The organism is Georgfuchsia toluolica, assembly GCF_907163265.1.
Taxonomy (GTDB): Bacteria; Pseudomonadota; Gammaproteobacteria; order Burkholderiales; family Rhodocyclaceae; genus Georgfuchsia; species Georgfuchsia toluolica.
Genome location: NZ_CAJQUM010000001.1, coordinates 2,129,228 through 2,150,225, shown reverse-complemented (window position 1 = coordinate 2,150,225; position 20,998 = coordinate 2,129,228). Strand labels below are relative to the sequence as shown.

Annotated in this window: 19 protein-coding genes; 11 read left to right on the top strand and 8 right to left on the bottom strand. The window is 59.5% G+C overall.

The features are described 5' to 3' along the window. The first annotated feature begins 26 nt into the window (after nucleotides 1-26). The 4 genes from asnB to K5E80_RS10110 are packed head-to-tail and all read left to right on the top strand — an operon-like array spanning nucleotide 27 to nucleotide 4,433. The gene (gene asnB, locus K5E80_RS10120; protein ID WP_220636031.1) at nucleotides 27-1,745 is read left to right on the top strand and encodes an asparagine synthase (glutamine-hydrolyzing); all 1,719 of its coding nucleotides are present in this window, start codon (nucleotides 27-29) and stop codon (nucleotides 1,743-1,745) included. A gap of 11 nt (nucleotides 1,746-1,756) precedes the next feature. Further along, nucleotides 1,757-1,891: a hypothetical protein gene (locus tag K5E80_RS16955; protein WP_281420235.1), complete on the top strand. Its 135-nt coding sequence runs from the start codon at nucleotides 1,757-1,759 to the stop codon at nucleotides 1,889-1,891. Then, entirely contained in the window at nucleotides 1,888-3,054 is a 1,167-nt protein-coding gene (locus tag K5E80_RS10115; protein WP_220636030.1) for a glycosyltransferase family 9 protein, read from the top strand. Before K5E80_RS16955 ends, K5E80_RS10115 begins: the two co-directional genes overlap by 4 nt. Beyond that, nucleotides 3,051-4,433: an O-antigen ligase family protein gene (locus tag K5E80_RS10110; protein ID WP_220636029.1), complete on the top strand. Its 1,383-nt coding sequence runs from the start codon at nucleotides 3,051-3,053 to the stop codon at nucleotides 4,431-4,433. Before K5E80_RS10115 ends, K5E80_RS10110 begins: the two co-directional genes overlap by 4 nt. Here K5E80_RS10110 and K5E80_RS10105 read toward each other — a convergent pair. The 3 genes from K5E80_RS10105 to msbA all read right to left on the bottom strand — a co-directional run bounded on the left by K5E80_RS10105 (nucleotide 4,410) and on the right by msbA (nucleotide 8,202). Continuing rightward, the gene (locus K5E80_RS10105) at nucleotides 4,410-5,441 is read right to left on the bottom strand and encodes a glycosyltransferase family protein (RefSeq protein ID WP_220636028.1); all 1,032 of its coding nucleotides are present in this window, start codon (nucleotides 5,439-5,441) and stop codon (nucleotides 4,410-4,412) included. The two genes, K5E80_RS10110 and K5E80_RS10105, sit on opposite strands and share 24 nt — an antisense overlap. Beyond that, a complete protein-coding gene (locus tag K5E80_RS10100) occupies nucleotides 5,429-6,358 on the bottom strand; it encodes a hypothetical protein (protein ID WP_220636027.1) in 930 nt (309 codons plus the stop codon). Before K5E80_RS10100 ends, K5E80_RS10105 begins: the two co-directional genes overlap by 13 nt. Nucleotides 6,359-6,447: 89 nt before the next feature. Further along, the gene (gene msbA, locus K5E80_RS10095; RefSeq protein ID WP_343213242.1) at nucleotides 6,448-8,202 is read right to left on the bottom strand and encodes a lipid A export permease/ATP-binding protein MsbA; all 1,755 of its coding nucleotides are present in this window, start codon (nucleotides 8,200-8,202) and stop codon (nucleotides 6,448-6,450) included. 196 nt (nucleotides 8,203-8,398) lie between these two features. Between msbA and K5E80_RS10090 the strand changes: the two genes are divergently transcribed. Beyond that, a complete protein-coding gene (locus K5E80_RS10090; RefSeq protein WP_220636026.1) occupies nucleotides 8,399-9,679 on the top strand; it encodes a nucleotide sugar dehydrogenase in 1,281 nt (426 codons plus the stop codon). A 33-nt stretch (nucleotides 9,680-9,712) separates the two neighbouring features. On the opposite strand, the gene K5E80_RS10085 is transcribed toward K5E80_RS10090, so the two are convergent. Next, nucleotides 9,713-10,489, bottom strand: a complete 777-nt coding sequence (locus K5E80_RS10085; protein WP_220636025.1) for a ferredoxin--NADP reductase — start codon at nucleotides 10,487-10,489, stop codon at nucleotides 9,713-9,715. 112 nt (nucleotides 10,490-10,601) lie between these two features. Here K5E80_RS10085 and K5E80_RS10080 point away from each other — a divergent pair, with 112 nt between their 5' ends. After that, on the top strand, nucleotides 10,602-11,522 hold the full coding sequence (locus K5E80_RS10080; RefSeq protein WP_220636024.1) for a LysR substrate-binding domain-containing protein: 921 nt from the start codon (nucleotides 10,602-10,604) through the stop codon (nucleotides 11,520-11,522). A gap of 333 nt (nucleotides 11,523-11,855) precedes the next feature. Here K5E80_RS10080 and rfaQ read toward each other — a convergent pair whose 3' ends face one another. Continuing rightward, entirely contained in the window at nucleotides 11,856-12,929 is a 1,074-nt protein-coding gene (rfaQ, locus tag K5E80_RS10075) for a putative lipopolysaccharide heptosyltransferase III (RefSeq protein WP_220636023.1), read from the bottom strand. 228 nt (nucleotides 12,930-13,157) lie between these two features. After that, entirely contained in the window at nucleotides 13,158-13,556 is a 399-nt protein-coding gene (locus K5E80_RS10070; RefSeq protein ID WP_220636022.1) for an HU family DNA-binding protein, read from the bottom strand. 515 nt (nucleotides 13,557-14,071) lie between these two features. Here K5E80_RS10070 and K5E80_RS10065 point away from each other — a divergent pair. From K5E80_RS10065 to K5E80_RS10045, 5 genes are all read left to right on the top strand, one after another. Then, complete coding sequence (locus tag K5E80_RS10065; RefSeq protein ID WP_220637383.1) at nucleotides 14,072-14,314, top strand: helix-turn-helix domain-containing protein; 243 nt, start codon at nucleotides 14,072-14,074, stop codon at nucleotides 14,312-14,314. 260 nt (nucleotides 14,315-14,574) lie between these two features. After that, a complete protein-coding gene (hemC, locus tag K5E80_RS10060; RefSeq protein ID WP_220636021.1) occupies nucleotides 14,575-15,507 on the top strand; it encodes a hydroxymethylbilane synthase in 933 nt (310 codons plus the stop codon). Between the two features lie 6 nt (nucleotides 15,508-15,513). Next, nucleotides 15,514-16,293 (top strand): uroporphyrinogen-III synthase, encoded by a 780-nt coding sequence (locus K5E80_RS10055; protein WP_220636020.1) that lies wholly within the window; start codon nucleotides 15,514-15,516, stop codon nucleotides 16,291-16,293. Beyond that, on the top strand, nucleotides 16,286-17,362 hold the full coding sequence (locus K5E80_RS10050; RefSeq protein WP_220636019.1) for a uroporphyrinogen-III C-methyltransferase: 1,077 nt from the start codon (nucleotides 16,286-16,288) through the stop codon (nucleotides 17,360-17,362). Before K5E80_RS10055 ends, K5E80_RS10050 begins: the two co-directional genes overlap by 8 nt. Next, the gene (locus K5E80_RS10045; RefSeq protein ID WP_220636018.1) at nucleotides 17,362-18,546 is read left to right on the top strand and encodes a heme biosynthesis HemY N-terminal domain-containing protein; all 1,185 of its coding nucleotides are present in this window, start codon (nucleotides 17,362-17,364) and stop codon (nucleotides 18,544-18,546) included. Before K5E80_RS10050 ends, K5E80_RS10045 begins: the two co-directional genes overlap by 1 nt. A 197-nt stretch (nucleotides 18,547-18,743) precedes the next feature. Here K5E80_RS10045 and hemF read toward each other — a convergent pair whose 3' ends face one another. Both hemF and purD read right to left on the bottom strand, forming a co-directional pair. Next, on the bottom strand, nucleotides 18,744-19,625 hold the full coding sequence (hemF, locus tag K5E80_RS10040) for an oxygen-dependent coproporphyrinogen oxidase (protein WP_220636017.1): 882 nt from the start codon (nucleotides 19,623-19,625) through the stop codon (nucleotides 18,744-18,746). Between the two features lie 97 nt (nucleotides 19,626-19,722). Beyond that, complete coding sequence (gene purD, locus K5E80_RS10035; RefSeq protein ID WP_220636016.1) at nucleotides 19,723-20,991, bottom strand: phosphoribosylamine--glycine ligase; 1,269 nt, start codon at nucleotides 20,989-20,991, stop codon at nucleotides 19,723-19,725. Nucleotides 20,992-20,998 lie beyond the last annotated feature (7 nt).

Genomic DNA, 20,998 nt, shown 5'->3' with positions numbered 1-20,998 from the left:
AAAATCATTGCACGAGTTCATGCCTGATGTGCGGCATCGCCGGCTTTTTCGGTAATCGTCCCCTGGCGCCGGCCACCCGGCGTGCCATGCTTGCCGCACTGGCCAAGCGCGGCCCCGACGCCTCCCACGAAATAGCGTGGCAACAGCAAAACCAGGTCGGTCCTGAAGCTGCGGCGACTTCAGCCTTGCTGCATGCCCGTCTGTCCATCCGCGATCCCCGCCCGGTTGCTGACCAACCCATGGCCAGTGATGACAATCAGATCTGGCTCTGTTACAACGGCGAGGTCTATGGCTGGGAAGCACAAGCTGCCGCCATGGCTGCCCAGGGCATTCCCTTCCGCACGCATTCCGATACCGAATTCATCCTGCGCGCCTACCAGGAATTCGGTTTTCCTGCACTTCTGGAACATTTGCGCGGGATGTTCGCCCTGGTCATCCTCGATCTGCGCCTGGGCAAGGTCTTTCTGGCCCGCGATCGCCTCGGCCTCAAACCGCTCGTCTATGGTGTTCAAGCCGATGGCATTGCCTTCGGTTCGACAGTTCGCTGTTTGCTGCCCTGGCTTCCGGTTAACCAGCGGGCATTCGATCCCGAGGCCATTGATGCCTACCTCGCCCATCGCTACATTCCGGCACCGCGGACGATTTTTTCACGCCTGCGCCGCCTTGAAAATGCCCACTATCTGACATATGACCTTGTCACCGGCCACCTTCAAAAAAACCGTTACTGGTTCCTGCCCGAGCGCAATGGCCAGCCCCCCGGAACATCGGCCGTCGAGGAAGCGCTGGAGGAACTGCGGCGTGCGGTCATGCTGCGCACCGCGGCGGATCGTCCCTTGGGCGTCTTCCTTTCCGGCGGCATTGACTCCAGCGCGATTGCCAGCATTCTGGCCAGCAGCGGCCGTAGTGATTTGGGAACCTTCACGGCAGCGTTTCCGGACTCCAGCTTTGACGAGAGCATCGAAGCCGCGGAAATTTCCGGGGTCCTGGGCCTGCCCAATACCTCCATTTCCATTCCGATGCGTCTGGGTGACGCTTTCGATCGCATCGTCGCGGATCTGGATGAGCCGTTTGCCGACCCATCCAGCATACCAACCTGGTTCCTGGCGCGGGAAACCGTCAAGCATGTGACCGTGGTACTCGGTGGCGATGGTGGCGACGAGATCTTTGCCGGCTACAAACGTCATCCCAAACACCTTCGTACTCACTGGCGGGCCGGGCTGAAATTGCCCCTGCCCGCGCCGGTGTCGCTGGACGGGAAAGGCTGGAGTCGCCTGGCGGATGAACTGAGGCTCCCGTGGGAACTGGCTTATACCTTGCGCTTCTCGGGGTTTACTCCGGCCCAGCGGCGCTTCTTGAGCGCCAGCCAGAAACTGGAAAGCGAAGTCTGGTGGCGACCCATCGACACGAATCCGTCAATGCCTTTGGAATATATGCTGGCCTGTGATTTCGCCAACACGCTGCCCGAGTACATCCTGCGCAAGGCAGATCTGTGCACCATGGCCCACGGGCTCGAATTGCGCGCGCCGTTGCTGGACCACCACTGGCTGGAAAAGCTGGCGCTGGTTGCGCCAGCGGCCCGCTACACGCACCCCGCAAAACATTTCCTCAACGCCGTCATGGTTCCCCTGAGCCGCCTGCAGCTTTTCGAGCGCAAGAAACGGGGTTTCAATCCTCCGCTGGGCGATTGGCTTCGCGGTGACCTCCGGGACGCGTGGAGGGTATGGGAACGAGGCTCTCCGCATTAACGGGTAACCTTTTGAAAAAGGATCCCATAGACCGTCTGGCGAGTGCCTACTATGACGGCGCCCAGCACCTCGCCGAACAGTTGTTGCAACTCTTGCTGCTCGACGAGAGCCTGCACCAATTGGACCGTCTGCGGAGTCAGGTGTGAAACCCAGGTTCCTCGACCGGATGCTGAACAACTCCCGGGTTCCAGGCCGACTGCTGGTATTCATCCTGCTGATCATGCGCCTGCCGACCCGCTGGTTCCGGCACCCCGTTCCACCGCGCAATATTCTCGTCCTGCATCATCTGCTTCTGGGCGATACCATCATGCTCGCCGGATTGCTGGCCAAACTGCGCCAGGGTTTTCCCGAGGCAGCAATTCATTTGGCTACACCACCCGCTACTGTTCCGCTGTTTGCCGGCCGTCCTTATGACGTTCATGCCCATCCATTCAATCCGAAACGCCTTGCCTCCCTGCTTGCGCTGTTTCGCCTGCCTCGCCCGGACCTGGTGATTATCCCTGCGGAAAATCGTTATTCGCCGCTTGCAGCCAGTCTCGGCGCACGCTGGATCGTCGGTTTTGAGGGTGACACTCCCGCCTGGAAAAACTGGCTGATCGACGAGCTGCGCCCTTATCCAGCCAACCCTACTGCCTGGCCCGACATGGCGGCATCATTAGCAGAAGGACCGCCCCCAAAAGCATTCCAAACCCGCGATTGGCCTGCACCACCCTGCCGCGACTTTTCAATGCCGCCCAAACCTTATTGCGTCCTGCACGTGGGCGCGAGTTCCCCGCTACGTCATTGGATACCGGAACGCTGGCGCGGCCTCGCCGCCTGGCTGGAAGATCAGGGATACGCAATTGTCTGGAGCGGCGGTCCTGGCGAGGAGGCTCTGGTGCGGCAGTGCGATCCGAATGGGGAATACCTTTCCTTCGCCGGCAAACTGGATCTCGTCCAGCTATGGCATTTGCTGGCTGGGGCAACTTTGCTCATTTCGCCCGACACTGGCATCGCCCACCTGAGCAAGGCTACCGGCACCCCGAGCGTCACCCTTTTCGGCCCGGGTTCGGCCATCATCTACGGTCCCGGACAGTTCTGGCGCGAACACCCCTACCGCGCTGTGACCATTGCGGAGTTTCCCTGCCGGGATGGCCGGATGCTCTTCGAACGAACAACCGTAAACTGGGTACGCCACTGTGCCCGTCCTGCCTCGGCCTGTGCCAAAGCACTTTGCATGGAAGCGCTGACGCTTGCCGCAGTGCAGGATGCTGTATCCGCGCTATTGCCCACCCTGACCGCTGAACAACCAGGACCGCCAGTCGAATGACAATTTCTCAATCCAGAACTTATTCTTTTTCCTTGTCCGAATGGCTGCTGGTAGGTCCAGCCTGTGTGCTGCTCTTCGTCTGGTCGCTCCCCGGCACAATTGCTCTTCGCCTGGCCCTGACTCTGGTTCTATTGATCATCGCACTGGGGCAATGCCGGAAGTCCGGTATTTTCAAGGGCTTCCTGGCCGACAGGGTTCTGTGGCTTACCTTTCTCGCGCTTTCTGCCTGGATCGTCATCCAGGCAGTTCTGTTTGGCATACACACCGATGCTGCCCTAAAGGAATTCTGGGGGCAATGGGTAAGAAGCGGGATCACCGGACTTATCGGATTCATGGTCGCAGCGCTCATCACGCGGCGCCAGCCGGAGCGCTCCGGACCCTTGCTGGCCATGGCCATGACTTTGACCCTGGCATTTCAAATCGGCCTGCATGATGTCGACACGCTGTGGCGCTGGTGGCATGAGGGAAAGCTTCCCTTCCAGGAAACCCGTATTGTTGAAAACCGCACCGGGATAAGTCTTCTGACCAACCTGCTCATGGCGATTCTGTGCAGCGAAGTCATGGCCCGCATGCTCTACAAGCGCGCCTATCTGCCTCTATCCCAGGCCTGGCTGGGCCTGTTGTTCGCCATGTGCATATTTGCAACGTATGTGGTGGGCACCCGCTTCGGAACCATGGGATTCATCGCGCTCATCATTTCCTGCGTGCTGGTCTCCCTTATCGCCAAGCGACGGAGTCTCAAGACAACGAAACTGTTGGCAATCGGCATTATTGCATTGGCATGTATTGGTACGTTCGGCTGGATCTCCGTCAAATCCGATCAGCGCTGGCTGACCCTCATCGATACCATCCACCTGGCGCTCGACACCGAACACCAGCGTGCCTGGCGGGATTCTTCCCAACCTCTTCCCCAGCTTCCCAGCGGAGTAATAGTCGAACATTCCAACTACATGCGTATAGCGTGGGCCAAGGAAGCCGGATTGGCGATCATCGACCACCCCCTCGGCGTAGGCTACGGACGAAACGCATTTGGCGATGCGATGCAATTGGTCTACCCGGATTACGCTTCAAGCAAGAATTGCCATAGCGGCATTCTCAACTTCACCCTCGGTGTCGGCATTCCGGCGCTACTGATGTGGCTGGTATTTGCCGGAATCCTGGCATTGCATGGGTGGATATCCTTTTCCCATTACGGAAATCCGGCGGGCCTGACCCTGCTTTTTGTCGTCAGTGGTTTTTTTATCCGCAGCGTTGTCGACGGAAACTTTCAGGACCACATGTTCGAACAATTCATGTTTCTTGCCCTGATGTTCAATGTGCTGGCGCGTCAAAACCAGCGTTCCCCCTCCGGCGAGTCAGAGACCGGTCGGGACGGGTAGCAGGCCTTTCTTCTGTTTCCAATAGAAGCAGAAGCGGAGCAGCTTGGCGGCGCGATCCACGTAGCGGTGTTCCGACATGACCCGATGATGTGCCGCCTCGGCTATCTCACGGGTCAGGACGAAGTTGTCCGCATAGTAGGCAATCTTGCCGACACAGTCGTCAAAGCTGGAAAAGGCCACCCACTCCTTGCCATCGACAAAATCGTCATAGGCATGGACCCGTTGGTCATTGAGCACGAAACCGCCGCAGGCAGGGATACCGTAACACCGTTCCGGTAGCCCCCAACTGAAGGGTTCGCCATGATATCCCCCCTGATAGCGCACATCGCAGCCAGCGTAGAAACTCAGGTTGATGATTGAGGTCTGGATCAGTTGAATCTGTTCCGCGACAGGAACATCATGAGCACCAAAAAAATAACGCAACTTTCTTGCTTCCAGAACCGGCTTCAGTTTTTCAACAAAGGCGGCACGAAAATGAGTTTCGGGAAAGCGGCCCGGATCAATACGCCCGAAGAAAGAAACATCGTAACGATAGGCCGCCCGGTCACGCAGGGACTCAAGGGTTCTCCCCGCCAGGTTGTAGCGCTCGGTCCAGGCGGCGTTCGGGAGATAAACCACCTCGTCTGAAAATTTTCCAGCATCTTGCAAGGTATGCGTAGCGTAGGCATCCATGAATTCGACATGCTTAAGCAGCCAGATTCGCCAAGCTTTCTCCCCCATGTGGGACGGCCCATCCCGATCCCAGAAAATGAAGGGCGCTCCGAGGTTATTGATCTGCCGCTTGGCAGCAAGGGCCTTCCAGGGCCGTTTGATATCCAGGTGGATATTGGTCACGCAGGCAACCACGTCGCCATGTCTTAACTGTCGCAGGTCGCTATCAGGACGATCAACCCAGGTTTCATAGCCGAGACTCTCGAACGCCGTGACCAGAGGCGCCATGTTCCAGCAGTCGCGGAACACCACGATGCGTCCATTTTCTTTGGCAGTTGAAGAAATCAGATTCGACACGAAGTGCTCACGAAACTATCGTAGTCATTTAAATGCAGTTGCCGGGGAGAAGCTGTCGGCGTTCTTCGCCAAAACCATGGCATATATGTCGCAAACATCCAAAACAAACGCAGCAACTGCGGTGTAAAGGCGCGTCGATAGGCTGGAAACTTGTAGCGAAACGGCAACCCCGCAACTTTGGACTTGATGTCCTCCAGAGGCAGCGCCGGATCATCGCTACTCTTGGAAGTGAAAACATGCTCCGGCCAATGCAGGCACGACAGACTCAGGCCCTGAGCCATGATACGGTGGCTGAGTCCAAGTTCTCCATACAGGATCGCCCCCGGGCTGTCGGTACATTGCCTGCCGGGAAAATCGGCAAGCAATGAGCTGAAATGGCGCCACTGGCTCAGATAAACGTAGGTCTGAACATGGCGCGGGTCCATTCCTTGCGGCATGTTTGGCGGGCCGCTGAGATGCATGGTGCTTCCAACCAGACCGGAATTGGCATGCCGGCGAAACTGGTCGATATAAACGGAATACCAGCCGCCAGAAAAGGGACCGTAGCCACTGCGGTTGCGAATCAACACGAAATCATCATCGTACGCGCTTTCGGCCAGGGATCGAAGACACGCCTCGGCAGAACTGAAATCCCTGCCAATATTGCCTTTCCAGATCACTGTCCGCACCCGAAGCCACGGTACGGAGGAGGCGAGATGCACCAAGGAGGAGATTTGCCGCGCATCGGCGGAAGAGAAAGGTCGGACCTGGCTGATGGCAATGGTGACTTCCACGCACGGTACCCCAGGGGGGTGTCGCGCCATGTTGCGGAAATTCAGATAGTCGATGCTGAAGTCCCGACCATCGTTGGCAGTCAAATAGGCAAGATAATAGTTCTGTGACGCATCTCCAGAACCTGATTGGGCTATCTCAGTCAATTGAAAACATCCTGCACTCAGGCCAGCATTTCATTGAGGATACGGCTTTCCTGCTTTCCCTGCCGCGGTTTACTTCTGTGTGGCGACCATCACGCTGCGTGTTCCAGCGCATATTGCATGCGGTACAGCTTGGCATAGAGACCATTGTTGGCGAGTAATTCGGCATGTGTACCCTGTTCCATCACACACCCATGTTCCAGTGCGACAATCTTGCCGGCGCCTTCAATCGTCGACAGGCGATGCGCGATCACCAGCGTGGTACGGTCAGCCATCAGATGTTCCAGTGCGGCCTGCACCTGGCGTTCCGATTCCGAATCCAGCGCCGAGGTGGCTTCGTCGAGAATCAGGATCGGCGCGTTCTTCAGCAGTGCGCGTGCGATGGCGAGGCGCTGGCGCTGGCCGCCGGACAGGCGCACGCCGTTCTCGCCGATCAGCGTGTCATAGCCTTGCGGCATGGCGGCTATGAAATCGTGCGCATACGCGGCGCGGGCAGCGGCTTCAACGTCGGCGCGCGACGTGGTCGCCAGGCTGCCGTAGGCAATGTTATTGGCGATGCTGTCGTCGAACAGCACGACATCCTGGCTCACCAGCGCGATGTTGGCGCGCAGGCTGGAGAGTTTCAGTTCTTCGAGGTCGTAGCCGTCCAGCATAATGCGGCCCGCAGTCGCATGATAAAAGCGCGGTAACAGATTCGCCAGCGTAGTCTTGCCACCGCCCGAGGGACCGACCAGCGCCACGGTTTGACCCGGCTCGATGACGAGATCAATGCCGGTGAGGGCCTCGCGTTCGGCGCCCGGATAGCGGAAGCGCACGCCCTCCATCACGATGCGGCCCGAGGCGCGGGCGAATTCGTGCCTGCCCCGGTCATCTTCGGGTTTTTCGTCAAGCAGGGTGAATACGCTTTCGGCCGCGGCCAGACCGCGTTGCAGCGGTGCATTAATGTCGGCCAGGCTCTTCATCGGCGATAGCATCATCATCATGGCCGTGATGAAAGACATGAAACCGCCTGCCGTCATACCATCGGTGGTGCTCTGCGACAGCGCAAGATAGACGACGAAGGCCACGGCGAAGGAGGCGAAAATTTGCACCAGCGGAACGGTCGCGGAGGCGGCGATGTTTTGCCGGATAGCATAGCGGCGCAGGCTGTTGTTGATTGCGCCGAAACGTTTCACCTCCTGTACCTCGCCGCCATACACCTTGACTACCTTGTGTCCGTCGATGCTTTCCTGCAGGATCTGCGTCATGGCCGCTATGCCTTCCTGGCTGGCGTGGCTCATCGAACGCATGCGCCTGCTGAAAGTGCGCACGACAAACGCCATCGGCGGCGCTACTACCGCCATCAGGAATGTCAGTTTCCAGTTGCTGTAGAGCAGGAAACCCACCAACCCAATGACGGAAAAGCTGTTGCTCAGGGCCGTGCCGATGACCGATGTTGCAGCGGCGGCAACGTTATTCACGTCATTGGAAACGCGCGTGATCAGGCGGCTCGACGGGTTGTCATGCAGGTAGCCGGTCGGCAGGCGCATGATGCACTCGAACATCTTGCCGCGAATGTCGAAGATGATCTGATTCGATACCCAGGACAGGCCGTAGGAACCGATATAGCCCAATAGGCCGCGCACGACAAACAGGCCGACGATGGCCGCCGGGGCAAGATACAGGTATTGCGGCGCCTTGCCGGAGAAGCCCTTGTCGAGCAGCAGCTTCAATAGTGCCGGCAGCATCCACTCGGTGGAAGCGGTGATCGCTGTCATCAGCATCGCCGCCGCGAGCATCTTCCAGTAGGGCCGCACGTAGCCCAGCAGGCGGCGATAAAGAATGCCCGAGTGGGTGGTAGGCATCATAGGGAGGCCCGGCATGGCCGGAACAAAACGCGGACGGCGAATTATAGCCGCCACCGTCAGGGAGATATATCGGCAGCCCTGTGCTTTCGATTGCGTAGAACGCGGCTTCTGCTTCCGTCATTGGCGTGCTGGACTCGGGGCGTGGCATACTCGCGGCGCACCGGATTTTGTGATGGGCGCTGAAAAAGGATATGGCATGAATACTGTTGGTGTGGTTGGTCTGGGTTATGTTGGCTTGCCGCTGGTTATCGAGTTCGGCAAAATGACCCGGACTATCGGGTTTGATATCTCCGAAGACAAGGCGTTGAGTTGCAAAAGGGGAAAGGATCCGTCTCACGAGATTCCGGATGAGGCAATGCGCGCTGCGATTCATGCCGAGTACAGCACGGATCCCCATGCTCTCGCGCAGGCCGATTTCATCCTTGTGGCGGTCCCGACGCCCGTGGATGACGCGCATCAGCCGGACTTTGCCCCGCTGATCGGCGCCAGCGAGTCGGTCGGACGCCACATGAAGAAGGGGGCGACCATAGTGTACGAGTCCACTGTCTATCCCGGCGCGACGGAAGAAGTCTGCATCCCCGTTCTGGAGCAGGCATCCGGCATGCAGTGGAAGCGCGATTTTTTCGTGGGTTATTCGCCTGAGCGCATCAACCCCGGAGACAGGGAACACATGCTGACCAATGTGGTCAAGGTTGTCGCCGGCGATACTCCGGCTACGCTGGACAGGATCGCGGCCTTGTACGAAAGGGTGGTTCAGCCCGGCGTGTACCGCTGCAGCAGCATCAAGGCCGCCGAAGCCTGCAAGGTCATTGAAAACACCCAACGCGATCTGAATATTGCGCTGATGAACGAACTGGCAATCATCTTCAACAAGATCGGCATCGATACCACCGAAGTACTCGAAGCGGCGGGCACGAAGTGGAATTTCCTCAAGTTCAAGCCCGGCCTGGTGGGCGGACACTGCATCGGGGTTGATCCCTATTACCTGACGCACAAGGCGGATACCCTGGGCTACCACACACAGGTAATCACCGCCGGCCGCCGCATCAATGATGGCATGGGCAAGTACATCGCCGAGCAGGCGGTGAAGCAGATGATTGCCGCAGGCTGTTATGTAAAAGGCGCCAAGGTCAATATCCTCGGCTTGACCTTCAAGGAGAACTGCGCCGATCTACGCAATTCAAAGGTGATGGATATCATTAAGGAATTGCTGAGCTACGGGATCGAGGTCTTTGTCCACGATCCCGAAGCCGATCCCGGGGAGGCCATGCAGGAATATGGTATTCGCCTGTGGGCATGGGAGGATCTTCCGTGCGCCGATGCAATCGTGGCAGCGGTGGCGCATCGAAGTTACCTGAATCTGGACATCGAGGATTTCACCAAGAAACTTGTCAAGCAGGGCGCATTCATCGATGTAAAGGCAATGTTCGATGCTGCCCGCTTGAAGGCGGCTGGGATCGGTGTGTGGCGGTTGTAAAGGGCCTGTCTGGAATAAGGCGTCAGCCAGCAATCATTTCTCCACGAAAGCACGTTCAATGACGTAGTCGCCCGGCGCGCCGATGTGCCGCGAAATCTTGAAGCCGCGCGCATCCAACAAGGCGCTGGCGTCTTTGAGCATGGTCGGGCTGCCGCAGATCATGGCGCGGTCGACGGCGGGATCGAGTGCGGGCAGGCCGATATCCTCGAACAGTTTGCCGCTCTCGATCAGGTCGGTGAGACGGCCGCGGTTGCGGAACGGCTCGCGCGTCACCGTGGGGTAATAGATCAGCTTCCGCCGCACGTCTTCGCCAAAGTATTCGTTCGACGGCAGTTCCTCGGTAATCACATCCTTGTAGGCGAGTTCGTCAATCTGGCGAACGCCGTGGACGAGCACGACTTTCTCGAAGCGCTGGTAGGTTTCCGGATCCTTGATGATGCTGAGAAACGGCGCCAGCCCGGTGCCCGTGGAAAACAGGTATAGATGCTTGCCCGGCAGCAGATCGTGCAGGGTCAGCGTGCCGATGGGCTTGCGACCGACCAGGACCGGGTCGCCGGGTTTGAGATGCCGCAAGCGCGAAGTCAGTGGGCCGTCCTGCACCTTGATGCTGAAGAATTCGAGAAACTCGTCATGATTGGCGCTGGCGATGCTGTAGGCACGCATCAGCGGCCGGCCCTCGACTTCGAGGCCGACCATGACGAAATGCCCGTTCTCGAAACGCAGCCCCGGGTCGCGGCTGGTAGTGAAGCTGAACAGGCTGTCGTTCCAGTGATGTACGCTCAAAACGCGTTCGGTGCCTACGGCGGCCATGATGAATCTCCCACGCAGCAATTGGACAAGCGTCATCTTAACCGGTTCAATGTACCCGGTAAATAGATTAATATAGATAATATCTATCCAATAAATAGATAATAAAGCCGCGATGAAACTGACCTTGCGCCAGCTTGAAATCTTTGTTGCCGTCGCCCGCCACCAGAATGTGTCGCGCGCGGCGGATCAACTCACGCTATCGCAATCGGCCGCCAGTACCGCGCTTAATGAACTGGAACGACAGTTTGATGCGCAGCTGTTCGACCGCGTCGGCAAGCGCATCCGGCTCAACGAGTTGGGCAATTCGGTGCTGCCACGCGCCGCCGAGTTGATCGATCGAGCGCGCGAACTGGAAGCCATGCTGCATGCGCAGGATGCGCCGGGCGAGTTGCAAGTCGGCGCTACGCTCACTATTGGCAATTACCTCGGCACCCTGATCGTGAGCGACTTCATGCAACGTCATCCCGGCAGCAGGATCACGCTCGATGTCGAAAACACGGCACACATCATCGCCAAGGTGGCGAGTTTCGATCTGGATCTCGGCCTGGTTGAAGGGCGCTGCCAGCATCCCAATATCGATGTCATACCCTGGGGTGATGACGCGCTGGAAGTGTTCGCCGCACCCAATCACCCGCTGGCGAACAAGCGCCGCCTGACAGCGGCCGATCTGGCCAGGGCGGACTGGATCGTGCGCGAGCCCGGTTCGGGCACGCGCGAGACCTTCGATCTCGCCGTTGCCAGCGTACTGCCCGGGGTAAAGATCAAGCTGGCGCTCTCACACACCGAGGCCATCAAGCGCGCCGTCGAGTCGGGGCTGGGCATCGGCTGCATCTCGCGCCTCGCCCTGCGTGAGGCCTTCCGTCGCGGCAGCCTGGTGCGGCTCAAGACGCCATTCCTGAAGATGGACAGAAAATTCTTCATCCTGGTGCACAAGCAGAAATACCGCACGGCGACGTCGCGGCAGTTCATCGAGTTGTGCCGCCAGCATATGGCGGCCGGCCTGCGCGACTTGATGCCCGGCAATATCAGATAGCAACGAGCGAGGAATAACCCTGGAAAAAGCAATTCACCACGGCGAACACGGCGACACGGCGGAAACACAAGGCATGGCAGGCATGCGGTGCCTCACCCATCGGGTGAAACGAGGTCCATTGGCAAGCTTTCGATTTTCTGCCGTCCCACGGGGATCCCACAGTGATTCCCTGTGGTCATTTCCTTTGCTCATGCCCGCCGTGTCGCCGTGGTTCAAATGAGGTTTTCAGGATAAAGCGCTGTCATCGTTGCCGTCATGTCGGCGAGAGCACAGGTGGCGCCGCCGAAGGGGTTGTACTTCTGTCGGACCAGCGCCAATTTCATGTCAACATCGTCACGACAGCAATTCGTTCGCGGCCTTGAGCACTTGTTCCATTGGCAGCGTGACGAGGCAGTCGCTGATTTTGCCGCCGCCGCAGCCGTCCTGTCCGCAGGGACGGCAGGTATGGTCGGTGGTGACGACACGATGCGGCACTTGCCACGGCCCCCACTCCTTGTCGCCGGAAGGACCGAACAGTGCGACAGTTGGCGTACCCATCGCGGCGGCGATATGCATCGGCGCCGAATCGACGCCGATGAAGAGCCGCGCCTGCGCTGTCAGCGCGGCGAGTTCCTTGAGCGACAGCCGCCCGCACAAATCGATAAATGGCGTTTGTGTTTTTGCCTTGATCTCCGCGATCAAGCCTGTCTCCTTGGCATCCGGTGCGGCGGTGAGCACCAGACGGTGACCCTGCGCATGCAGCGCATCCATCAGTGCGGCGGTTTTCCCCGCCGGCCAGCACTTGAATAGCCAGCGCGACGTGGGGTGCAGATGGATAAAGCCTTTTGGGGCAAGTTCATGGCTGCGCATCAATTCGGTGACGCGAGTTTCGGCATCAAAGCCCGGCACCATGACCAGCTTGCGTTGTTCGACTGCGGGATGAATACCCAATGCGCGCAGCGCATCGAGGTTGTATTCAACCACATGCCGCAAGCCACGATTGTCGAGGTGATAGTGATGCGAAAAACTGTTCCGCCAAAACCGGCCGCGTTTGGGTATCTTGGGTGCAACGCTGAAGCGCGGCGCCAGGAGACGTGTCAGCCAGGCACCGCGGCGGTGCTCGGTAAGGTGGATCACAAGGTCGTATTGCCGCGCGCGTAGTTGCTTAAGCAGATGCCATTCCGCCGCCGCTTGTCCAATAATGCCGAGTTGTTTCCAGCGCCGGTCGATCGTATGAATCTCGTCGAGTGCCGGGTGGCCTGCCAGCATCGGCGCGGTATCGGCATACACCAGCGTATCGATCCTGCATTGCGGCACCTGCGCTTTAAGCACCGACAACACCGGCGAAGTCAGCAGCACATCGCCATGGTGACGCAGCTTGATCACCAGTGCGCGGCGCAATTCATGGAAGGGAATCGGCTTGTTCATTGCATCTATTGTGCCAGAGCAGCGCTCTGTTGCCGATGATTTCCGGCATTGGCTGCGTCAGCGCAGTCAGGAAACCAAGTGCGATGGCATTAACCGCTGGCCCAGTGCATGCCGTTCTGCAAGATGCAACTTTTCTCTTCGACTTGTGTTTAGCGAAGGCCGCCGCTGCTTCGACAAACTCAGCGCGAACGGCCCCCGGGTGGTGCCACGTTTAGAAAACGGTATTTCTCAAAGCGCTGCGTCTTTCAGTTTTTTGAGCGCCCGCACCTTCACGCGCACGCTCGCCGGCTTGGCCGGGAACCAGCGTTCGACGCCGGTGAATGGGTCCTTGCCGAAGCGCTTGGCTTTGGCCGGAACATTCTGCGCTGTGACCTTGAGCAGGCCGGGCAGCACGAATGCGCCGAGGCCCTTTTTGCTGACGGAGCCCAGTGCCGTAACTTCCAGGGCGGCCAAAACAGCTTTCACGGCCTTTGCTTCCACGCCGGATACTTGTGCCAGTTGAGTGACCAGTCCCGCCTTCGTCAATGCTTCCTTGATCGGTTTGACGACAGGCGCTGCTTTCGGAGCTGCCTTTTTGGCGGCCGGTTTTTTGCTTGCTTTGTTTGATGTTTTCGGTTTGGTTGCCATAAATTGTCCTTATGAGTTGAGGAAAGAAAGTGCGGCGAACTGTGCAGGCCCAGAGCCTCCCCGACCTGCAACACTGACCAACACGGGGCAAAGCCTAACGGTATTTCCGCGAAAATCCAAGTGTTATGCGTATTTGGAGTCATTTTTATCGGATCGCGCCGCAACAATCGTGGCTCATGCCTTCATTGAGCAACTCGCGCTACGAGCAGAATTTTTACATCCGAAGAAAACGCGATAGGCTGAGGCGTGTTGGAACTAATGACATTATGCTCAATGCGAGCGCAGCAGCCAAGATTGGAACGGAACAGGAAATTGTCATTACTGCCAACGAGGACTCCAAGCTGCTGCTGTTCGGTCTGGACTGAGTTGTTGGGGCATAGCCATAACCGGCATGATTTTCAATTAATGCCCTTGCATGCATGGCAAAAATTACCTAAAGTGTCTAATAACAGGTTGATTCTGTAGATGCCGCAGGAGTATGATTCTCGCGTTATAACTCACGTAAAGGAAATGCCATGGCCAAGCCAAAATTTGATCTTTCGAACCTCGCCGATTACCGCAAGAAGCTGGGGGTAAACCAGCAGACCTTCTGGTCGGGACTTGGCGTTACCCAAAGTGGCGGCAGCCGCTATGAGACGGGAAGGAATCTTCCGCGGCCGGTGGCCTTGCTTCTGACGCTCCGGGAAACGGGCAAGATCACGACAGCAGCACTCGACGCAGCCACGACCTTCATCAAGAAGTCCAAGGCGAAAAAGTAAGCTTTGAGTATTTGAACAAGATCACCCCGGGGGCGTAGAGCGTTCCCGGGCAGTATCTTCTGGACCGTTACTTCTGGTCTCTGATTTTGCGCTTGCCTTTTTCCGAGACATTGCGCAGCACAGTTTGAATCGTGCGTTGCGCCGCGAGCAGACCGGCGATCTTGCCGCAGAGGGGTGTGGTCCGGTTTTGGCGGGCAGCAAGCCGGAAGCCCCTGCATGCTAGAATCCACGCGACTTTCCGCCCAACCCCTTTCCCGATCATGACCGCCTTACCCAATCGCATTGTCATCGCTACGCGCGAGTCGCGGCTTGCCCTCTGGCAGGCGGAGCATGTGCGCGATCTGTTGCGCCAGCAGTACCCGTCATGCAGCGTTGAACTGCTCGGTATGACGACGCGCGGCGACCAGATTCTCGATCGTCCGCTGGCCAAGGTGGGCGGCAAGGGCCTGTTCGTCAAGGAACTTGAAACCGCGCTGCTCGACGGCAGCGCCGACATCGCCGTGCATTCGATGAAGGATGTGCCGATGACGCTGGCCGAGGAGTTTGCCCTGGTGGCCATCGGCCCGCGCGAAACGCCGCTCGATGCCTTCGTTTCCAGTCGCTACGCAGCGCTGGACGACATGCCGCCGGGAGCGGTGGTGGGCACTTCCAGCCTGCGGCGCGAATCGCAGCTCCACGCGCTTTATCCGCACCTTGCGGTGACCAGCCTGCGCGGCAATCTCGATACGCGCCTGAGGAAGCTTGATGCCGGCGATTACGACGCCATCATTCTTGCGGCGGCCGGGTTGACGCGCCTCGGTCTGGCAGATCGAATCCGCAGTGTGCTGCCGGCCGAGATTTCGCTGCCCGCGGCGGGGCAGGGCGCCATCGGCATCGAAGCCCTGGCGGCACGGCCCGAGGTGGCGCAGTGGATGGCGCCGTTGAACGACGCCGAGACGGCGGCCTGCGTGCGTGCCGAACGCGCCGTGTCGCGCGCGCTGGCGGGCAGCTGCGAAGTGCCGTTGGGAGCCTATGCGACGTTGCGCAATGACAGCTTGTGGCTGCGCGGCCTGGTGGCGCGTCCAGATGGCAGCCGCATCGCCCGCGCCGAGCTTGAAGGTCGCGCCGCGGATGCCGAACAATTGGGGCTGACTGTCGCCGAACGGCTGCGTGTCGACGGTGCCGACGAAATTCTGGCCGAGCTTGGCCAGTAAGTAGGCATGGTTGCCGCATCGCCGCTGGCGGGCAAGCATATCGTGGTAACGCGGCCGGCCGGGCAGGCGGCCCATCTGGCTGAAGTTTTGCAGAATCTGGGCGCGCACCCCATCCTGTTCCCCGTGCTGACCATTTGCGATCTCGATGACGCCAAGCCCCTGCATGACATCGCCTTGCGGCTGGACGATTTCGATTTTGCGGTATTCGTTAGTCCGAACGCCGTCGATAAATCGCTGGAGCATGTCCTGCGCCATCGCGGCTGGCCGGCGCATGTACGTGCCGTGACGGTGGGCGAGAGTAGCGAACAGGCGCTTTCGCGCCATGGCATCACGAATGTACTGACGCCACGCGGCCGCTTCGATTCCGAAGCCCTGCTGGAGGTGCCCGAACTACAGAACGTCGCTGGCCGGCGCATCGTGATTTTTCGCGGTGATGGTGGGCGCGAGTTGCTCGGCGACGTGTTGCGCGAACGCGGTGCCGAGGTGCTGCATGTCGCCAGCTATAGGCGCGGCAAGCCTGCCAATGACGGGATGGTCTTGTTGAAGCATTGGGAAGACCGTACCCTCGATGCGATCACCGTGACCAGCAGCGAAGGCTTGCGCAATCTCCACGAAATGGTGGGCAAACTCGGGCAGGCATGGCTGCGCAAGACCCCGTTGTTCGTGCCGCATGCACGCATCGGCACGCAAGCAGGCGAGCTTGGCCACACCCTCATTCAGCAGACCGGCTCCGGCGACGATGGTCTGGTCGCGGGCTTGATAGAATATTTTGCCCACTATGGATAACAAACCCTCTGCCGCGCCAGCCGTTCCCCCTGTCGAAACCGCTCCGGCGCCCGACCAGCCCGCTTTGCGCCGGCGCTCGCTATTGCCGCTGGTGGCGGCCGTATTGGCGGCGCTCCTGCTGTGGCAGTGGTTCGACACCCACACGCGGATCGAGGGTCTACGCCAGGACTTCGCCAAGCGCCTGGCAGACAACGACATCATGGTGCGTGAGAGCAGGGCGCTCGCCAAACAGAACCAGGAACTCGCGGCCGCGCTGCAGGCACGAGTGGCCCTGCTCGAAGCCGACTCTGCCTCCGCGCAAAGCCAGCAGGTCGCGCTCGAATCGATGTACCAGGAGTTGTCGCGCACCCGCGATGAACGCCTGCTGGCCGAAGTGGAACAGTCGATCACCATCGCCGTCCAGCAGTTGCAACTGGCGGGGAATGTCGAGGCGGCGCTGATCGCCCTGAATGGCGCCGATGCGCGCCTGGCCAAGGCGGCGCAGCCGCAATTCCTGCCTTTGCGCAAATTGATTGCGCACGATATCGCCAATCTCACCGCGCTGCCGGTGGCCGATATTTCCGGCCTGGCGCTGAAGATCGAAAGCATTGTCGCGCAGGTAGACAGCTTCCCGATGGCCTTTGAGCAAAGACCGAAAAACGAAAGCGCGAAAATGCAAAATGCACAGGCTGCCAAACCCGCTAAAGCGGTGGTGAAGCAGGATGCCTGGTGGCAGGCGCTACTTAACGACCTGTGGGCAGAGGTGCGCCAGTTGATTCGCGTCGAGCGCGTCGACCATGCCGATCCCGGTTTGCTGCCCCCAACGCAGGCTTACTTCCTGCGCGAGAACATCAAGCTGCGGCTGGTCAACGCCAGGCTTGCCCTGCTGGCGCGCGACGCCCGCAGCTTCCGCGAAGATACGCGCCAGGTGGCGGAGTGGCTGGATCGCTACTTCGATACGCAGTCGCGTCCGGTGCAGTCCGCGATTGCGACGCTGAAAGGGCTTTCCGCACTGAATGTCGTGCAGCAGGCGCCTTCGCTCAACGAGACACTGGCGGCGGTGCGCAACTTCAAGCTCGGCAGGAAATAATGCGCGCGCTGCTCTGGCTGCTGATACTTGCCGCACTGGCGGCCGGACTCTCGCTGGCGGCGCTTAACAACGGCGGCTATGTGCTGCTGGCGTTGCCGCCCTGGCGGGCTGAACTGTCGCTCAACCTGATGCTGATTCTGACGCTGTTGGGCTTTTTCCTGTTCTATCTCTTTGTGCGTTCGTTCGGCGCCCTGATCGCCTTGCCGGCATCCGTGCGCGAATTCCGTAGACATCGCGCGCACGAAACGGCGGACAGTGCCTTGCGCGAGGCGGTAATCATGTCCATGGAGGGACGTTACAGCCGCGCGCTGCGCTTGGCCGAAATATCCTTCGATGCAGGACACGCACCGCTACTGGCGGCGTTGTTGGCGCAGCATGTTGCACATCGCATGCGCGACGAGGAGCGTGAAACGATCTGGCGACAGAAAGCGCGCGCGAGTGATCCGCATGGCTCAGGCGCGCGCCTGATGATCGAGGCCGGCATCGCGGCCGACAAACGAGATTATGCCGCTGCCCTGGAGTTGCTCGAAGAATTTACGCGCACCGGAGGCCGGCACGTTGCCGCGCAGCGCCTGTTGCTGCGGGTTTATCAGGGACTCGGACAATGGCGCGAAGTGGAGCGCGTGGTGCGGCAACTGAAAAAGCACAAGGCGATGACCGCGGAACAGGCGGCGCCGCTGCGGCATCGCGCACAACGTGAAATCCTCGGTCAACTCAAAGTTAGAGGAGAGACTGGCGCCGAGTTGGAACATTTCCTGCGCGCACTGCCGGAATCCGATCGGCTCGAACCCGGCTTGGTGCTGCATGCTGCTCCGATCCTTTGTACCACCGAGAACCATGCCGAAGCGGCGCGGCTGATCGAGGATGCGCTGGACGCCCATTGGGACAGCGACCTGGCCGCAGCCTATGGCGATTGCAAATGCGGCGATACCCTGGCCCGCATTGCTCATGCCGAGCGTTGGCTGCATGTTCATCCCGGCGATGCCAAGTTGCTGCTGGCGTTGGGGCGGCTATGCCGTCGCCAGCAACTCTGGGGCAAGGCGCAAAGCTATCTGGAAGCTTCTCTGTCGGTGCAGTCCTCGCGTTGGGCGCACCTTGAGCTGGCGGCCCTGCTCGATCAACTCGGGCAGGAAACTCAGGCCAATGCGCATTACCGCGCCGCCGCGGGGGAATTCTCCCAGTAGCGCTAAACCAAGAAAAAGCAGTTCACCACAGAGCACACGAAAAACACGGAGGAGAAACAAGGCATTGCCTTCTCTTATCCCCTTACCTCGTTGGGGAGGTAGATCAGTTTCTGTTTTCTCGGGTTTCCTCTGTGCCCTCCGTCCCACGGGGATTTTCTTCGGTCACGTCTTCTGTGGTGTGACCCGAGGTTTTCAGGTTAAACCCAGTCGCGCGGCCTGAGGAAATCGGTGTAGAGCTTTTCTTCGGTGCTACCGGGTTCGGGATGCCAGTCGTAGCGCCATTTCACGATGGGCGGCAGCGACATCAGGATCGACTCGGTGCGCCCGCCCGATTGCAGACCAAACAGCGTGCCACGATCAAAGACCAGATTGAATTCGACGTAGCGCCCGCGCCGGTAGGCCTGGAAGTCGCGTTCGCGATCACCATAGGGCAGATCGCGGCGGCGTTGCAGAATCGGCAGATAGGTATTGATGAAGTTGTCGCCGACCGCGCGTGTCATGCCGAAGCAACGCTCGAAACCGCCTTCGTTGAGGTCGTCGAAGAAGATGCCGCCGATGCCGCGCGGTTCATTGCGGTGCTTGAGAAAAAAATATTCATCGCACCACTTTTTATAGCGCGCGTGCACATCGCTGCCAAAGGGCGACAGCGCATCGCGGCAGGTGCGATGAAAATGCACGGCGTCTTCCTCAAACCCGTAATAGGGCGTGAGATCCATGCCGCCGCCAAACCACCACACCGGATCTTCGCCTTCCCTGGTGGCGATGAAACAGCGCACATTGGCGTGCGCGGTAGGGCAGTAGGGATTGCGCGGATGCAATACCAGCGAAACGCCCATCGCCTCGAAGCGGCGGCCCGCCAGTTCCGGGCGGTGCGCAGTCGCTGAAGCCGGCATCCGCTCACCGATGACATGTGAGAAATTAACTCCGCCGCGTTCGAAGCAGTTGCCTTCCTCGATGACGCAGGCAGTGCCATGCTCCCAGCGATCACGCAGGAAGGGCTTGCCGTCAAACGTCGCCAGCGCCGAGACGATGCTTTCCTGAAGAGAAGAGAAATATTGGTGAACGGATTGCGTGTCCATGGTCAAGTCTCAAGATTCAAGGGGGCAGGATTCAAGAGGCAAGGTAGAAGGCTCGACAAATTTCTACCTTGAATCTTGGACCTTGTATCTTGAACCTTTATTTCTTGATTGCGCGGTGACCGATGTCGTTGCGGTACTGCATGCCATCGAAGGAGATTTGCGCCACGGCCTCGTAAGCGTGGCTCTGCGCCAGTTTGAGCGTATCGCCGAGCGCGGTGACGCAGAGCACGCGGCCGCCGGAGGTGATGACTGTGCCGTCTTGTTGCGCCGTGCCGGCATGAAACACGCGCACATCGTCGACGCGGTTATCCAGGCCGCGGATGACATCGCCCTTCTTCGGGCAGTCGGGGTAGCCACCGGCAGCCAGTACCACGCCGAGCGCGACACGGCGATCCCACTCGGCTTCCACCTCATCGAGCCTGCCGTCGATGCCGGCATCGATCAGTTCGCTGAAATCGCTCTTCAGGCGCAGCATGATGGGCTGGGTTTCCGGGTCGCCGAAGCGGCAGTTGAATTCGAGCACCTTGAGCGTGCCATCCGGTTTGATCATCAGGCCGGCGTAGAGAAAGCCGGTATAGACGAGGCCATCGGCTTCCATGCCGCGCAGGGTCGGCATGATTACCTCGCGCATCACGCGGGCATGGATTTCGGGCGTTACCACCGGTGCCGGCGAATAGGCGCCCATGCCGCCGGTATTGGGGCCGGCATCGCCATCCTGCAGACGCTTGTGATCCTGGCTGGTCGCCATCGCCAGTGCATGCTTGCCGTCGGTCATGACGATGAAGCTGGCTTCCTCGCCGTCGAGGAATTCCTCGACCACGACACGCGCGCCGGCATCGCCCATTTTGTTGTCCACCAGCATCATGTCGATGGCAGCCTCGGCTTCGGCCTGGGTCATGGCGACGACGACGCCCTTGCCGGCGGCGAGGCCATCAGCCTTGACCACGATGGGAGCGCCTTCGGCGCGTACATAGGCACGCGCTTCGTCGGCATTCGAGAAGGTCTGGAACTTCGCGGTCGGAATGTTATGCCGCGCCATGAAGCGCTTGGCAAAATCCTTCGAGCTTTCGAGCTGGGCCGCGGCCTGTGTGGGGCCGAAGATGCGCAGTCCGGCGGCGCGAAACGCATTGACGATTCCCGCCGCCAGCGGCGCTTCCGGGCCGACCACGGTGGCGTGGATGCCTTCATTCTGCGCAAAGGCGATCAGGTTCGGGATTGCGTTCAATGCAACATTTTCCAGGCCTTCCTCATGCGCCGTGCCGGCATTGCCGGGGGCGACGAAGACCTTGTGCACTTTCGGCGACTGCGCCAGGCGCCAGGCCAGCGCATGTTCGCGGCCGCCGGAACCGATGACCAATAACTTCATGGAATAC

What these genes read in the sequence shown, in the direction of transcription:
- asnB (WP_220636031.1), top strand. Translation starts at nt 27, where the DNA reads ATGTGCGGCATCGCCGGCTTTTTCGGTAATCGTCCCCTGGCGCCGGCC.
- K5E80_RS10110 (WP_220636029.1), top strand. Translation starts at nt 3,051, where the DNA reads ATGACAATTTCTCAATCCAGAACTTATTCTTTTTCCTTGTCCGAATGG.
- msbA (WP_343213242.1), bottom strand. Translation starts at nt 8,202, where the DNA reads ATGATGCCTACCACCCACTCGGGCATTCTTTATCGCCGCCTGCTGGGC.
- K5E80_RS10090 (WP_220636026.1), top strand. Translation starts at nt 8,399, where the DNA reads ATGAATACTGTTGGTGTGGTTGGTCTGGGTTATGTTGGCTTGCCGCTG.
- K5E80_RS10085 (WP_220636025.1), bottom strand. Translation starts at nt 10,489, where the DNA reads ATGGCCGCCGTAGGCACCGAACGCGTTTTGAGCGTACATCACTGGAAC.
- K5E80_RS10080 (WP_220636024.1), top strand. Translation starts at nt 10,602, where the DNA reads ATGAAACTGACCTTGCGCCAGCTTGAAATCTTTGTTGCCGTCGCCCGC.
- rfaQ (WP_220636023.1), bottom strand. Translation starts at nt 12,929, where the DNA reads ATGAACAAGCCGATTCCCTTCCATGAATTGCGCCGCGCACTGGTGATC.
- K5E80_RS10070 (WP_220636022.1), bottom strand. Translation starts at nt 13,556, where the DNA reads ATGGCAACCAAACCGAAAACATCAAACAAAGCAAGCAAAAAACCGGCC.
- K5E80_RS10065 (WP_220637383.1), top strand. Translation starts at nt 14,072, where the DNA reads ATGGCCAAGCCAAAATTTGATCTTTCGAACCTCGCCGATTACCGCAAG.
- hemC (WP_220636021.1), top strand. Translation starts at nt 14,575, where the DNA reads ATGACCGCCTTACCCAATCGCATTGTCATCGCTACGCGCGAGTCGCGG.
- K5E80_RS10055 (WP_220636020.1), top strand. Translation starts at nt 15,514, where the DNA reads ATGGTTGCCGCATCGCCGCTGGCGGGCAAGCATATCGTGGTAACGCGG.
- K5E80_RS10050 (WP_220636019.1), top strand. Translation starts at nt 16,286, where the DNA reads ATGGATAACAAACCCTCTGCCGCGCCAGCCGTTCCCCCTGTCGAAACC.
- K5E80_RS10045 (WP_220636018.1), top strand. Translation starts at nt 17,362, where the DNA reads ATGCGCGCGCTGCTCTGGCTGCTGATACTTGCCGCACTGGCGGCCGGA.
- hemF (WP_220636017.1), bottom strand. Translation starts at nt 19,625, where the DNA reads ATGGACACGCAATCCGTTCACCAATATTTCTCTTCTCTTCAGGAAAGC.
- purD (WP_220636016.1), bottom strand. Translation starts at nt 20,991, where the DNA reads ATGAAGTTATTGGTCATCGGTTCCGGCGGCCGCGAACATGCGCTGGCC.